This is a genomic window from Bacillus sp. RCC_6_1 (assembly GCF_041360755.1).
Lineage (GTDB): Bacteria > Bacillota > Bacilli > Bacillales > Bacillaceae_G > Bacillus_A > Bacillus_A cereus.
This window is the reverse complement of record NZ_JBFUPV010000008.1, coordinates 77,316-92,479: the sequence shown is the minus strand read 5'-3', so window position 1 is coordinate 92,479 and position 15,164 is coordinate 77,316. Positions and strand designations below refer to the sequence as shown.

The following is a 15,164-nucleotide window of genomic DNA, read 5'->3' as shown; positions in this document are numbered from 1 at the left end:
ACATACTTACTCCTTTCGGAAATTTCCCGGTATGTGCTGAATAAAGGAGAGAAAGGCTTTGTCAATATCTTGTTTCATTGCCTGAATAATGATATCTCGTAAATAATCTGGATCTGTTGAAATACCTTCATATGATTGCGCTTGTGATAAATAATAAGGGAGTCGATGCTCCATCTGTTTTTTTATGTCATCCACCATCATTTGTCGATACATTTCATCAAGCGGTGTTCGCTCTTCTTGTTCAAAATGGAGAATACGATTATATGCTTCTTCATCTAAGTATCGATGCATTTCTTGGAGGATACCTTGATAAAAGTCTGGGTTTGTTTCAGTTTCAGGGTTTACCTTCAATGTTTCTGTATCCACTTGAAAATCTTCAATTTGTTGTCCTTTTGCTGAAAATGGGTTTAAACCAATATTTAAAGTACCATTTAAATTTTCGACTTTTAATTGATCGAATTTGTATTCCACTTTTCCTACAGAAGAGGAGGGGCGATTTTTTAATTCGTTAAGCTCTTCTTGGAGTTGGCGCACTTGATCTTCTAAATTCAGGATGGCTGCTTGTTGTGTTTGAAGAGCTTGTTGAAGTTGGTGTAAGTAAGTATATATATCTTGATTCATTTGTGAAACCTCCTTTTCAATAGGGAGGGTAAAAATATTCCTGCTATATATTTATGACAAGGATGTCTTAAGAAGAACTAGTTGATGGTTTGATAGAAATAATTTGTCCTTTCGCCTGTAATGGGCGAAGCGGCTCCGTAAATCCGCCCGTATTTGAAAATTTAGATAGGGCTTTAATACTTCCGGCAGTACCAATTTGGAACACAGAAGAGGTTGTAATGCTATCAATTTTAATACTGTTGATGATGATACTTTGGTTTACATAAAAATTCAATGCAATTGCCTCCTTTAAGTTGAGCCAATTATCGCTTGATCGATTACATCTGAATCGTTGACAGTCGTTGCACTTTGATAATTGTAGACAGAAACATTGTCTCCAACGTTGAAAGAGCCGGCCCCGGCGAAAGCACGTGAGTAACTAATAGGCCTAATCGCAAATACATCTCCAATATGAAAAATACCACTTGATCCAATATTGACGATACGAATATGTCCGACCATAGCTGGCATATAAAACACCCTTCGTTTTTAAAATTTTCTTTTCTACTATTGTATGGGCGTTTTCAATAAAATGTGTGTTTTTTTGAAATAAAAGACACACACACGCTATTGCGTGTGTGTGTCGAGTGTTTGATTTGGGTGAAAATCCGTATGTACATGCCAAATTACATTTAAGAGCCTGTCCAGTTCTTGGCTACAATCCACTGTTTTTTGAGAAGTCATTCCATAGCGTTCAGCAAAATAAATCATTTTTTCACGTTTTTTTTCAATCGCTTGCTCAAACATTGAAATCGGCTCCATCTCTAAATGAAATTTTTAGTATATATGTAGTACATATTATACAAAAACTCCATAAAAAAGAAATACCTTCGCTAAAAAAAGTAAAATTTCTACATTTTATGCCAAATATAAAGGCGTAACGAATAGGGTATGAGAAGAATATTGTAAAAATTAGCGTGTATGAGAAGGTTTTTTTCTTACGGATGCGAATACAATTAAAGGGCATGAGTTTTAGGATGGAGAGTGGAAATATTGCGTTTTGTAACGGCGAAGAAAGAAGAAAAGGTATTTGTAGGTATTGTGGATGAAGAAGAAAAAAAGGTATTACACTTAAGAGAAGCGCAAAGACAAAAAGGGGAAAAGGTTACAATCCCTATTACAATGTTAGAGTGTATTGAAAGAGGAACTGAATGCTTTGAGAAAGTATGTGAAATTGTAAATTGGGCAAAAGAGAACGGGGAAGCGGCGTATTATCCGTTAACAGAGGTGAAAATATTAGCACCGATTCCAAGGCCAAGAAAGAATATTTTGTGCGTTGGAAAAAACTATCGTGAGCATGCCATAGAAATGGGCGGAATAGAGTCTATTCCAGAAAATATAATGATTTTTACGAAAGCACCAACAACAGTTATTGGCATAAATGAGCAAATTAATGGTCACCCTCATGCAACGGACGAACTAGATTACGAAGGAGAATTAGCTATCATTATTGGTAAGCGAGGGAAGCAAATAAAAAAAGAAAAAGCGCTTGAGCATGTTTTTGGTTATACGATTATAAATGATGTAACAGCTCGAGACATTCAAAGAAAACATAAACAGTTTTTCCTTGGGAAAAGCTTCGATACATTTTGTCCGATGGGACCGTATTTAATTCATAAATCGGTGGTTAATGCGCCGAATGCATTACACATTGAAACGGTAGTAAATGGAGAAGTAAGGCAAACTTCCAACACAAATAAAATGATTTTTTCAATAGAAGAAATTATTTCAACGATAAGTAAAGGAATGACTTTAGAACCAGGCGATATTATCGCAACAGGAACCCCGGCTGGTGTCGGAAAAGGTTTCACACCACCGAAGTTTTTACATGCTGGTGATGAAGTGGTTATTACAGTAGAAGGAATTGGTACTTTGCGAAATGTAGTGAAGTGAAGAAAAGAGCTATCTTGTTAAAAGATAGCTCTTTTTTATGGCCTTGGGTTATAGAGGTAATCAATAACGGAAAAAGTGTAAAGACCAATGAATGCAAGTGTACAAATGCCAAATAGTATAACCGTAAGTGCGCTTTTTTCTCGTCCAAAACCAATGATAGTAAGAATAACAGCAGTCCAAAATGATGCTTTCAGTAGTGTGAATGTAGTAGGAGTTGAGTAGTGAGTAAGCCATGTTGTGGAAAGTAGGAAGCCAAAGAATGTAACTAAAATAAAAGATGTAGCTAAATAGTTAATATGTTTACCATATCTTAATAGCATATCGCATCTCCTTTACGATTTTAAAATACAGAAAATTACAAAATTATCTTAATGTAAATGAATATAAAAAGAAAGAGGTTGTCCCAACATGTCGGACAACCTCTCTATCATTACGATAATACAGCTTTAATTTTTTGGAATGCCCACTCTAAATCTTCTTCAGAGATTACTAGAGGTGGTGCGATACGAATTACGTTTTCATGTGTTTCTTTACATAGTAGACCAGCTGCTTTTAGTTGTTCACAGTAAGGACGAGCTGGTTCGTTTAATTCGATACCGATGAATAAACCTTTACCGCGAACTTCAGTGATCATTGGGTTATCAATCTCTTTTAATTGCCCAACTAATTTTTCACCTAATTGAAGAGAACGCTCTGTTAATTTTTCTTCTTCTAACACTTCAAGAGCTGCGATAGAAACAGCACATGCAAGTGGGTTACCACCGAATGTAGAACCGTGAGAACCTGGCTCGAATACGCCTAAAATGTCGCGGTTTGCTGCTACGCAAGAGATTGGGAATACGCCGCCGCCAAGTGCTTTACCAAGTATGTACATGTCAGGAGTTACATTGTCCCAGTCACAAGCAAATACTTTACCAGTACGGCCTAAGCCAGTTTGGATTTCATCTGCTACAAATAAAACGTTTTCTTTTTTACATACTTCAAAAGCTTCTTTTAAGTAACCAGCTGGTGGGATGTTAATTCCTGCTTCACCTTGAATTGGCTCTAAAATGAATGCTGCTGTGTTTGGTGTAATTGCGGCTTTTAATGCTTCTAAATCACCGTAAGGAATTACAACGATGCCAGGAAGCATTGGACCGAATCCACGCTTGTACTCTTCGTTTGAAGACATAGAAACAGAACCCATTGTACGTCCGTGGAAGTTATCTTCACAAACGATGATTTCAGCGCGGTTTGCTTCTACTTTCTTCACATCGTAAGCCCAGCGACGAACTGTTTTAATTGCAGTTTCAACAGCTTCAGCACCTGTATTCATTGGAAGTACCATTTCTTTATTAGTTAGTTTCGCAACTTTTTCGTACCAAGGACCTAATTGATCGCTATGGAAAGCACGAGAAGTTAACGTAACACGATTAGCTTGGTCAATTAAAGCGTTAATAATTTTCGGGTGACGATGACCTTGGTTTACTGCAGAATATGCACTTAATAAGTCCATATAGCGGTTTCCTTCAGGATCCTCTACCCAAACACCTTCTGCTTTAGAAATAACGATTGGAAGTGGGTGATAGTTATTTGCTCCGTATGTGTCTGTAAGTTCGATAATATCCTTAGTTTGAATCATGATTGTTCCCCCTTTTGTTATTACAAGAAGTTTGTAAATACTCTAAATATTATAGCATTTAAATGTAAAAAAGCGAAACATTTCCTGAAAATAAATGAACATGTTATCATATAGAGTGAAAAAGTGTGAAAAGAGGAGGTAAGGGATACGATGGTACATATGCATATTACAGCATGGGCGTTAGGTTTAATTTTATTCTTCGTTGCGTATTCACTTTATTCAGCAGGAAGAAAAGGTAAGGGTGTACATATGGGGCTTCGCCTAATGTATATCATCATTATTGTGACAGGCTTCATGTTGTACATGAGTATTGTGAAGACAGCAACAGGTAGCATGCACATGTGGTACGGCCTGAAAATGTTAGCTGGTATTTTAGTTATCGGCGGAATGGAAATGGTTCTTGTGAAAATGAGCAAAAACAAACCAACAGGGGCGGTTTGGGGCTTATTTATTGTTGCGCTAGTAGCAGTATTATACTTAGGACTGAAATTGCCACTTGGCTGGTACGTATTCAAATAAAAATAAAACCACCTTATAATCTCAAAGACTTGGGAGATAAGGTGGTTTTTTATTTTATGTCGCATCGATATGCAACTCTTCTCCATTTACTTTCGTAAAACGGAACATATTTTTATTTGACGTAGTGTGACGGACGAAATGGTGCTGCAGTGTACAGATCATTTCGTCGTTATCAAACAAAAGAATATTTACTCCTTCGCGTGACTCCTCTTTCGGTAAGAAAGATAAATAATTATGACAATACATGCAATCATATAAAGAGTAGTGAAGTGATTGCAATGATTCAGTTAATAATGTGAAGACAGAGTCAGGTAATTCCTCGAGCCATTCATTATAGCTAAGAAGTAACTTTTTTCGAATACGTACCATTTCACCATTTTGCAAATGGTGTTGCTCGTTGGCGATTTGTAATACATCTTGTTCATAGAAACGGGCTGGTAACCAATTGTTATTATACAAAATTTCAAACCCATCTTCGGCAATATCTTCTAATAGAAACGCTTCATCATTTTCATCATCAAAGAATACCCATTCATTGTTTATATATTCTACATTACCGACTGTATGAGCACGGGGCTGGTTATATAAAATATGTTTACGTTGTATCATATACGATTTCTCCTTTATGAAAAGTAGTTATTCCTGTTATAGACAGTTCGTGCGTTCTTTATAACTAGACACATCTAGACATAGGTGGGCATACAATAAAACACGTTTTACTGAGTGAGAATGCTATTCCATATGTGGATAGTAGGTTATCGTCAAGTTTTTCATTTTTTGATCCGCACTCTTAGGGTGGGGATTACTGCACGTTCAAGAAAAGAAATAAGATGGAAGGATGATTTATATGTGCGGGATTACAGGATGGGTGGATTATAAACGCTCATTAGAAGGAGAAAGAGATGTCGTTACGAAGATGGCTGAGACGTTAGCGAAGCGGGGGCCGGATGATAATAAAGTTTGGATTAAAGGAAATGTCGCATTTGGGCATAAACGGTTAATTGTTGTTGATCCTGAGGGGGGGAAACAACCGATGACTTGTTTAAAAGATGAAACGAATTATGCCATTTGCTATAACGGTGAACTTTATAACACAGAAGACATTCGAAAGGAATTATTAAGAAGAGGGTATACGTTCAAAGGTCATTCTGATACAGAAGTATTATTAGCTTCTTATATTGAATGGAAAGAAGAATGTGTCGATCATTTAAACGGTATATATGCGTTTGCAGTATGGGATGAACAGAAAGAACAAGTATTTATTGCGAGAGATCGATTAGGTGTAAAGCCACTTTTTTATAAATATGATAGCGGACGCTTACTATTTGGTTCGGAGTTAAAAGCGATATTGTCGCATCCAGATGTGAAGGCGGAAGTAACATTAGAAGGGTTATCAGAAATATTCGGACTCGGACCGTCAAGAACGCCTGGCCACGGTATTTATGCTGGTATAAAAGAATTACGTCCAGGTCATGCGATGACATTTTCAAAGAACGGTTTGTGTATATGGAGATATTGGAATGTAGAAAGTAAAAAACATGAAGACTCTTTTGAAGAAACAGTAGAGAAAACGCGCTTTTTACTACAAGATGCTATTACAAGACAGCTTGTTTCTGATGTACCACTATGTACTTTTTTATCAGGTGGTGTAGATTCGAGCGCTATTACAGCTATTGCAGCGAAAGAATATGAGAGATCGGGAAAAGGGCAATTACACACGTATTCTATTGATTACGAAGATAATGACAAATACTTTAAAGCAAATGCATTCCAGCCAAATTCAGATGCTCCGTTTATTAATTTAATGACTGAGACATTTCAAACAACCCATCATCGCTGCGTCATTTCGAATGAAAAATTAGCAGAGTATTTAACTGAAGCAGTACTTGTTCGTGATTTGCCTGGTATGGCAGATATCGATTCGTCATTATTATGGTTTTGCCGAGAAATTAAACAAGATTTTGTCGTTGGCTTATCTGGAGAATGTGCAGATGAAATATTTGGTGGATATCCGTGGTTTTATAGAGAAGATGATTTACAATCGAGTGCATTTCCATGGATGCGTTCTACAGAGGCACGTGAACAACTTCTAAAAAAAGAATGGAGAAATAAATTAAATTTACAACAATATGTACAAAGGCGTTATGAAGAGTCGATTCAAGAAGTTCCTATTTTAGAGGGGGAAAGTCCGCTAGAAGCAAAAAGACGCCAATTATTTTATTTAAATATGGTATGGTTTATGACAACATTATTAGACAGAAAAGACCGCATGAGTATGGGGGCAAGTTTAGAAGTACGTGTTCCATTTGCAGATCATCGTCTTGTCGAATATGCGTGGAATATTCCTTGGGAAATGAAAATGTATAAAAACCGCGAAAAAGGTCTATTACGTAAAGCGTTAGAAGATGTACTTCCGCATGACATCTTATATAGAAAGAAGAGTCCGTATCCGAAAACGCACAATCCACACTATACAAACGCAGTAACAGTATGGCTTCAAAATATATTAACGGATAAAGGTTCAATTTTACACGAACTGTTTGATAAAGAGCAGTTGAGCGGATTGATTCAGTCTGGCGGCAGTGCATTTCAAACACCATGGTTTGGTCAATTGATGACTGGGCCACAGCTTTTAGCTCATTTAGCACAAATTCATGTTTGGTTTAAAGAATATGGGGTAAATATTAAGGAATAAGGGAAAAGCGGCTTACAATTATGTAAGTCGCTTTTTATTAAAGAAATTGTCATATAAAATTCAAAATCACCTTATAAATAATACTTAATTAGAATTATTATTTTGACGTACTTATTATTACTTGTTATAATTGGAAACAAACGTTCGGAAAAAGATTCTCATTTATAAAATTGAGGTGTTATATAGATGACAAAGAAAAGAATAGGTTTACTCGTAATGGCGTATGGAACACCAGAATCATTAGACGATGTAGAGGCATATTATACACATATCCGTCACGGGCGTACGCCATCAGAAGAAGCGCTTGAAGATTTAATTGGGCGCTATAAAGCGATTGGTGGAATTTCACCGCTTGCAAAAATTACGAAAGAGCAGGCGCATAAATTAACAGATTCAATGAATAACATATTTACAGAGTATGAATTTACTTGTTACTTAGGTTTAAAACATATTGCACCATTTATAGAAGATGCGGTAGAAGAAATGAAGCGTGATGGGATTGAGCAAGCGATTAGTATCGTATTAGCGCCACATTACTCTACATTTAGCATTAAAGCGTATAATGACCGTGCTATTCGTCTTTCGCAAGAAATTGGTGGTCCTGTTATTGAACCAGTTGAACAATGGTATGATGAACCGAAATTTATTTCGTATTGGGCAGACCAAATAAAAGAGACGTTTACAGAAATTGATAATAAAGAGAAAGCAGTCGTAATTTTTTCAGCGCATAGTTTGCCAGAAAAAATTATTGCAACAGGAGACCCATATGTAGAACAACTAAAGCATACGGCAGATTTAATTGCAGAAGCTGCAAATATTCAAAACTATACAATCGGTTGGCAAAGTGCTGGGAATACTCCAGATCCGTGGATTGGTCCAGATGTGCAAGATTTAACGAAAGATTTATATGAAGAGCATGGGTACGAATCTTTCGTATATTGCCCAGTTGGTTTTGTAGCGGAGCATTTAGAAGTTTTATATGACAACGATTATGAATGTAAAGTTGTAACGGATGAATTAAATGCCAAATATTTCAGACCAAATATGCCGAATGCACAATCTGCATTTATCGACTGTTTGGCTGAAATTGTTTCCAAAAAAGTGAAGGAAATAGTTGACAAAGATTTAGTTTTGAATAATAATTAATTTATAATAATTTTAAATAAATAATGATTACTACGAAAGAAAGAGGAGGATCCCCCTAGATGAATCCAAATAATCGCTTAACAACAAACCAAGGTGCTCCAGTTGGAGACAACCAAAATTCTCGTACAGCTGGTCGTCGTGGACCAGTATTATTAGAAGACTATCATTTAGTAGAAAAACTTGCGCACTTTGATCGTGAACGTATTCCGGAGCGTGTTGTGCATGCACGTGGTGCAGGTGCTCACGGTGTATTCGTAACGAAAAATAGTATGAAGCAATATACGAAAGCAGCATTTTTACAAAATGAAGGAACTGAAACGCCTGTATTTGTTCGTTTTTCAACGGTTATTCATGGTCAAGGTTCTCCTGAAACAGCACGTGACCCACGTGGGTTTGCTGTTAAATTTTATACAGAAGAAGGAAACTACGATATCGTAGGTAATCATTTACCAGTTTTCTTCATTCGTGATGCAATTAAATTCCCTGATATGGTACATTCCTTAAAACCAGCACCTGATACGAATATTCAAACGCCAGATCGTTATTGGGATTTCATGACGTTAAGTCCAGAATCTACACATATGATGACATGGGTATTTTCTGATTACGGTACACCAGCAAGCTATCGTGAAATGGAAGGTTTCGGCGTCCATTCATTTAAATGGATTAATGAAGAAGGCAAAATTGTTTATATTAAATACCACTGGAAACCACAGCAAGGTGTACGTAACTTAAATGCGAAAGAAGTGCAAGAAGTACAAGGGAAAGACTTCAATCATGCAACTCGTGACTTGTTCGATGCAATCGAAAAAGGAAATTACCCAAAATGGGATTTACACGTACAAGTTATGCAATTAGATGAAATGGACTCTTTAGACTTTGATCCACTAGATCCAACGAAAGTATGGCCAGAAGATCGCTTCCCATTAAGGGAAGTAGGGACAATGACGTTAAATCGTAATCCGAAAAACTTCTTTGCAGAAGTAGAGCAAGTAGCGTTCTCTCCAAGTGCAACTGTAAATGGTATTGAGCCATCGGAAGATAAATTATTACAAGGTCGTTTATTCTCTTACCCAGATACACAGCGTTATCGTCTTGGTGCAAATTACTTACAAATTCCTGTAAACTGCCCATACGCAGCTGTTCATAATCAACAACGTGATGGTGCGATGCAAGTGAATCAAAACCCATCTACAATCAACTACGAACCGAGTCGTCATGCAGAGAATCCAGTTGAAGATAAAACTTACCGCGATTCAACTATGAAAGTAGAAGGCTATGTATCTCGTGAAAAAATTGAGAAACCAAATGACTTCAAACAAGCAGGTGAGCGTTACCGTTCATTCTCTAAAGAAGAGCAAGATAACTTAATTGCAAACTTAACAAATGATCTAAAAGACGTAAATGAACGCACAAAATTATTAGCTGTTTGTAACTTCTTCCGTGCAGATCAAGAATACGGTATGCGTTTAGCACAGGCATTAAATGTTGATATTACGCAATATGTAGGAAATGCTCCGAAATAAATAGGAAAAGACGACCGGGCTTCGGTCGTCTTTTTTGTATAAAGTTATGTGGGGTATTTCGCATGTAAAACATGTCGGAATTTGTTGGTAAATCGATATGTTGTGTCGAACCGTTGATATATTGAAAGAAACAATCGATATATTTGAAAAATCGTTGATATATCCAAAAAACCGTTAATATATTTCCGGTTATACTAGGTGGGGTATGTTGCCCGGTGCGCAAAAAAGAGATGCAATCTACTATCGATAGATTGCATCTCTTTTTTAGTTTGCTCGCTCTGCATGTTCATAAGCCTTCTCACCATGCATTGAAATATCAAGACCCATGTGTTCTTCATGTTCATCTACTCGAACAGGGAGGAAGAAGTTGATCGCTTTAATAATGGCATACGTCATGATGATTGTGAATGCATATGTTGCGCCAATCGCTATAAGTTGTTTAAACAGTAACGCGGCGTTTCCGTAAAACAATCCGTTCGCACCATCCCCGTTTACGGCAGTAGTTGCAAATAGTCCTGTTGCAATACCGCCCCAAGTTCCTCCGATGCCGTGGCATCCAAAGGCATCAAGTGTATCGTCATAACCGAATTTTGTTTTTAAGAAGAAAACGGCGCCAAAGCATAATATGCCACCAATTGCTCCGATAAGAAGGGCGGAGAAAGGTGTAACGAACCCGCAAGCTGGTGTAATAGCGACTAGACCAGAAACAACTCCGCAAGCAGCTCCCATTGCGGTCGGTTTTGATTGGAAGAACCATTCAGAAAGCATCCAAGTTAGAGCCGAGGCAGCGGCGGCTATATTTGTATTAATAAATGCAGTTAACGCTACGTCGTTTAAGGATAATGCGCTGCCGACGTTAAAGCCGAACCAGCCAAACCATAATAAACCTGCGCCTAACATTGTAAATGGCAAATGGTGAGGAGAAGAACCATTTATGTTTTTTCGTTTTCCAAGGAAAATAGCTAATACAAGACCAGCAACTCCGGAAGTGATGTGAACGACGTTTCCGCCAGCGAAGTCTAGGGCGCCAAGTTCCCTTAGCCACCCACCGACGCCCCATACCCAATGAGCGACAGGATTGTAAACGATTGTTGTCCATAGAAGGATAAAAATAAGAAAGGCAGAAAATCGCATTCTTTCAGCAAATGCACCTGAAATTAAAGCTGGAGTTAAAATGGCGAACATGAGTTGAAACATCATGAATAAATTGTGAGGAATAGTAGATGAGTAGTCTGGATTTGGTGCGTAGGTAACTCCGTTTAGACCGAACCAATCAAGTGTACCGATAAGCCCGTGCCAATCTGGTCCGAATGATAAAGAATAGCCGATAACAATCCATTGAATCGAAACGATAGCCATTGCGCTATAACTATGCATCGTTGTACTGAGTACGTTTTTGCTGCGAACCATACCTCCATAAAAAAGTGCCAATCCTGGTGTCATCAACATGACCATTACTGTCGTCACAAACATAAAAACTGTATCTCCCATATTCATGAGCTCTCCTCCTATAATGTTAGAAAAAATAACATCGTTTTGTTATGTTTCATATCATATTCGAAAAGAAATTAAAAATCAACTAAAAATTCAGAAAAATATATACGTGATGTTAGAAAATGTAACATATATTATTTTGTGAGGATTGAAATCGACATATGCGTTTCACTTGGATAATTGGTATAATATTCTTACAATTAAAAACTTGGGGGATGCGTGTGGGAAAAATACGGACTAGGAAACTATTCATTTGTTTTTGCTTAGCTTTTGTTTTGTTTGTACCAATACATACTTTTGCAGACGAAAAAAGAGAGTGGAAAGATGAAGTTATATACTCCATTATGATTGATCGCTTCAATAATGGAGAACCGAAAAATGACAAACAATTAGAAGTTGGTAATTTAGAAGGGTATCAAGGCGGGGATATAAGAGGAATTATAAAAAGGTTGGATTACATAAAAGAAATGGGTTTTACTACCGTTATGCTTTCGCCACTTTTTGAAAGTGGAAAGTACGATGGATTAGACGTGCGAAATTTTAAAAAGGTAAATGAACATTTCGGGACAGACAATGATGTGAAAGAACTTGTAAAAGAAGTTCATGCAAAAGGAATGAAAGTTGTATTTCAATTTCCACTTGGAGAAAACGAACGACAGGTAATTGACGCAATGAAATGGTGGATAAAAGAAGTTGATTTAGACGGAAGCTATGTTATACATAGTGAAAAAAAGCCGCGTTCCTTTTGGGATAACGCGCAAAAAGATATGCAAGTGATAAAGAAAGATTTTCGTATTATGACAAAGGAGGATAGCGAATACAACGAAAAAATAGTAGAATCGTTTTCCAAAGCGGATGTATCGGTGAAATCGTTATACGATGTGAGTAAAAAAGAAGGGGAATTTGTTACGTTTTTAGATGATCAAGAAACAAAAAGATATGCGCGTATTGCAAAAGAAAATATGTATTATCCGCCATCACGTTTAAAACTGGCGCTTACTTATTTGTTAACATCACCTGGAATTCCGAATTTTTATTACGGAACTGAAATTGCATTAGATGGAGGAAGTGTACCCGATAATAGACGATTAATGGATTTTAAGTCAGACGAAAAATTTATGCAGCACATAACAAAACTAGGTGAACTTAGGCAGGCGAGACCGTCTTTACGACGCGGTACGTTTGAGCTTCTGTATGATAAGAGCGGGATGAGCATACTAAAACGAAAATATAAAGATGAAGTAACTTTAGTAGCAATTAATAATACGAAAGAAACACAAAAAGTCTCCTTACCTGCAAGTGCAATTGGTGAAAAACAAGAGTTAAGAGGATTGTTGCAGGATGAAATTATAAGAGAGGAAAACGGAAAATTTTATCTCGTTTTAAAGCGTGAAGAATCAAACGTGTATAAAGTTAACGGAGAAACAGGTGTGAATTGGTTATTTATCTCCTTAATCGTTGGTGTGAATGTATTATTTATTGCGTTTTTAATTGCAGTTAAAAGGAAACGTAGATGAGAAGTTGCTGGCTCTATGTTCATGTCTTCTTATTGTATATGTAAGTTTGTTCGGTGGCGCGATAGTATTTATTCTGTTGATATGAAATTTCTTAAGAGAAACGATGTGAGAATGAAAACGTCCCTAGTGAGAGGAGGGCCAGGTTAGGAAGGGGATGTTCTTCCTAACCTGTTTTTTGTGTTAGCACCGATAGGGAAAAATCTTTGAAGCAATCAATAATTGTAACTATATTGATTTTACATTACATTAAAAGTTAGAGAATACTCTTATACTAATACAGTGCTAAATAGTAGGTGGAAAATGGAATTTTACGATTTGGGTATTACCATTAAAGAGCTTAGAATTAAAAAAAATATATCACAATCCGAATTATGTCATGGAATATGTTCACAAAGTCAAATTAGCTATTAATCTAAATACTTTATACTTATTAGGTGAACTTTACTATTTAAAGGGATGGAATTTATTAAGATTTAAACAACAGAATGAAGAAGATATTGCAAATAACATGAAAAAAGCATTATTTATATTTGAACTAACAGAAAAAGAAAATCTGATAAAAATGGTTGAAGAAAAATATTTTGAAAACCAAAATGAAAAAAGTCACTCATAATTCATTTGGGGATTACTTGAAATATAATAGAACCTACAGGGAAAATCCCTGTAGGTTCTAAACTTATAAACTTTCTTCTAAAATATTAGTGTTTAATATAAATTTTTGAATAAGAGTTTACTTAGTGTACTTTTTATTTTGAAGTCTGCATCTTTATTAACCATTTATGCTTCTTTTTAACTCCATCCAAATATAATTAAAATTAAGATGGTTCAAGTCGGAGGAAGGCGCTTTGAGGTGTCTTTTTTTATGACTTTTATCATTAACTATTTAATGTTTTTTTAAATGATTACATGACATAGTTTTTTTGTACCAAGCTTTGTTGATACAGTTAGACTTATCCGTTAGTGAATTCGCATTATTAGAACATCCTACAGTATTTAGGGAGAATGTGGCCAATAAAAACCATAGTATTAATTTCTTCATATAACCACTTCTAACTCTTTTTTAATTAACATTTTTTAAGTTCCTTATTAATTTTACAATACATTAAAGGTTGGGAAATATTCTTATACTCATAAATTGTTACGTTTTGGCGGGGGGAGGAATTATGAGTTACAGCGATTTTTAAGATGACTTTGGTCTAGGGTGTAGTTACTAAGAAAAGTAATTCAAATCGAAGGGGGAAACGTCTTGAGGTGTCTTTTTCTTATTTTCAATAAGGTCTGCTAAATACATGTATAAAACAAATTCTACAATAAGGCCTAGTTTAATCATACGGTCACTTGTAAAGTATGCGTATGGTTAGACTCTGTTCACTTAGCGATTTTCACCGCATATACCTTTTTCTATAGTTTGTTCTCGTAATATTGTCTCTACAAGACAAAAAAGAAAACTCCTCTAATTAAGAGGAGTTTTCTTTTTAGCGGTAGTTAATGAACTGTACGTCGATTGGTAAATCAGCGCTACGAACAGCTGCGATTACTGCTTGTAAGTCATCACGGCTTTTTGCTGTAACACGTACTTGATCATCTTGTACTTGTGTTTTTACTTTTAATTTCATTTCTTTAATGATGTTGTTAATTTTTTTCGCGTTATCTTTATCGATACCTTGTTGAAGTGTTGCGCGTTGGCGAACAGTGTTGCCAGTTGCAGCTTCAACTTTTCCGTAATCTAAGTTCTTAATTGGAACGTTACGTTTTACAAGTTTAGAGATAAGAACGTCTTTTACTTGCTCTAATTTAAACTCGTCATCAGAAGTTAAAACAAGTACTTCTTTTTCTAATTTAATATCACTTTTACTTCCTTTAAAGTCATATCGGTTTTGGATTTCTTTTAATGCGATATTAATTGCGTTTGTTACTTCAGGTAATTCTACTTTCGAAACGATGTCAAAAGAACTATCTTTTGCCATAGTTAGCACCTCCAAATAAATTTCTAATCTTTTTATGTACTGTACATACTAAAGTATAGCTGAAAACGAGTCTAGACTTAAGTGTTTTCGTACTTATATTCATGTAACCTCATTTTATTATAGTGA

General features: G+C 36.1%; 15 protein-coding genes and 1 pseudogene. 7 read left to right on the top strand and 9 right to left on the bottom strand.

The features are described from left to right. Nucleotides 1-6: 6 nt before the first annotated feature. The 4 genes from gerPC to AB6801_RS21015 form a co-directional block, all read right to left on the bottom strand. Nucleotides 7-621 (bottom strand): spore germination protein GerPC, encoded by a 615-nt coding sequence (gene gerPC / locus AB6801_RS21030; protein WP_001070760.1) that lies wholly within the window; start codon nt 619-621, stop codon nt 7-9. A gap of 67 nt (nt 622-688) precedes the next feature. Further along, nucleotides 689-895, bottom strand: a complete 207-nt coding sequence (gene gerPB / locus AB6801_RS21025; protein ID WP_001012508.1) for a spore germination protein GerPB — start codon at nt 893-895, stop codon at nt 689-691. Nucleotides 896-909: 14 nt separating this feature from the next. Then, nucleotides 910-1,131: a spore germination protein GerPA gene (gene gerPA / locus AB6801_RS21020; RefSeq protein ID WP_001111187.1), complete on the bottom strand. Its 222-nt coding sequence runs from the start codon at nt 1,129-1,131 to the stop codon at nt 910-912. A gap of 96 nt (nt 1,132-1,227) precedes the next feature. Then, entirely contained in the window at nt 1,228-1,407 is a 180-nt protein-coding gene (locus tag AB6801_RS21015; RefSeq protein WP_000462845.1) for an aspartyl-phosphate phosphatase Spo0E family protein, read from the bottom strand. 246 nt (nt 1,408-1,653) lie between these two features. Between AB6801_RS21015 and AB6801_RS21010 the strand changes: the two genes are divergently transcribed. Then, the gene (locus AB6801_RS21010; protein WP_001213086.1) at nt 1,654-2,553 is read left to right on the top strand and encodes a fumarylacetoacetate hydrolase family protein; all 900 of its coding nucleotides are present in this window, start codon (nt 1,654-1,656) and stop codon (nt 2,551-2,553) included. 35 nt (nt 2,554-2,588) lie between these two features. Here the strand turns inward: AB6801_RS21010 and AB6801_RS21005 are convergent, their stop codons facing one another. Together AB6801_RS21005 and rocD are read right to left on the bottom strand one after the other, a co-directional pair. Then, entirely contained in the window at nt 2,589-2,873 is a 285-nt protein-coding gene (locus AB6801_RS21005) for a hypothetical protein (RefSeq protein WP_000926864.1), read from the bottom strand. Nucleotides 2,874-2,983: 110 nt separating this feature from the next. After that, a complete protein-coding gene (gene rocD / locus AB6801_RS21000) occupies nt 2,984-4,174 on the bottom strand; it encodes an ornithine aminotransferase (RefSeq protein ID WP_000616658.1) in 1,191 nt (396 codons plus the stop codon). 150 nt (nt 4,175-4,324) lie between these two features. Between rocD and AB6801_RS20995 the strand changes: the two genes are divergently transcribed. Continuing rightward, complete coding sequence (locus tag AB6801_RS20995) at nt 4,325-4,693, top strand: YisL family protein (RefSeq protein WP_000233495.1); 369 nt, start codon at nt 4,325-4,327, stop codon at nt 4,691-4,693. 54 nt (nt 4,694-4,747) lie between these two features. Here AB6801_RS20995 and AB6801_RS20990 read toward each other — a convergent pair whose 3' ends face one another. After that, the gene (locus AB6801_RS20990) at nt 4,748-5,302 is read right to left on the bottom strand and encodes a DUF2777 domain-containing protein (protein WP_000616049.1); all 555 of its coding nucleotides are present in this window, start codon (nt 5,300-5,302) and stop codon (nt 4,748-4,750) included. A gap of 238 nt (nt 5,303-5,540) precedes the next feature. Between AB6801_RS20990 and asnB the strand changes: the two genes are divergently transcribed. The 3 genes from asnB to katB all read left to right on the top strand — a co-directional run bounded on the left by asnB (nt 5,541) and on the right by katB (nt 10,060). Continuing rightward, the gene (gene asnB, locus AB6801_RS20985) at nt 5,541-7,388 is read left to right on the top strand and encodes an asparagine synthase (glutamine-hydrolyzing) (protein WP_000334003.1); all 1,848 of its coding nucleotides are present in this window, start codon (nt 5,541-5,543) and stop codon (nt 7,386-7,388) included. Nucleotides 7,389-7,574: 186 nt separating this feature from the next. Beyond that, the gene (hemH, locus tag AB6801_RS20980; RefSeq protein WP_065704614.1) at nt 7,575-8,534 is read left to right on the top strand and encodes a ferrochelatase; all 960 of its coding nucleotides are present in this window, start codon (nt 7,575-7,577) and stop codon (nt 8,532-8,534) included. 59 nt (nt 8,535-8,593) lie between these two features. Continuing rightward, entirely contained in the window at nt 8,594-10,060 is a 1,467-nt protein-coding gene (gene katB, locus AB6801_RS20975) for a catalase KatB (RefSeq protein ID WP_097998878.1), read from the top strand. A gap of 264 nt (nt 10,061-10,324) precedes the next feature. On the opposite strand, the gene AB6801_RS20970 is transcribed toward katB, so the two are convergent. Then, nucleotides 10,325-11,557, bottom strand: a complete 1,233-nt coding sequence (locus tag AB6801_RS20970) for an ammonium transporter (RefSeq protein WP_097998879.1) — start codon at nt 11,555-11,557, stop codon at nt 10,325-10,327. Between the two features lie 158 nt (nt 11,558-11,715). Between AB6801_RS20970 and AB6801_RS20965 the strand changes: the two genes are divergently transcribed. Beyond that, nucleotides 11,716-13,071 (top strand): alpha-amylase family glycosyl hydrolase, encoded by a 1,356-nt coding sequence (locus AB6801_RS20965; protein WP_114555783.1) that lies wholly within the window; start codon nt 11,716-11,718, stop codon nt 13,069-13,071. A 391-nt stretch (nt 13,072-13,462) separates the two neighbouring features. After that, nucleotides 13,463-13,684 (top strand): annotated as a pseudogene (locus AB6801_RS20960) (hypothetical protein); the annotation flags it as partial. Nucleotides 13,685-14,546: 862 nt separating this feature from the next. Here AB6801_RS20960 and AB6801_RS20955 read toward each other — a convergent pair. Beyond that, complete coding sequence (locus tag AB6801_RS20955; protein ID WP_001040149.1) at nt 14,547-15,038, bottom strand: YajQ family cyclic di-GMP-binding protein; 492 nt, start codon at nt 15,036-15,038, stop codon at nt 14,547-14,549. Between the last annotated feature and the right edge of the window lie 126 nt (nt 15,039-15,164).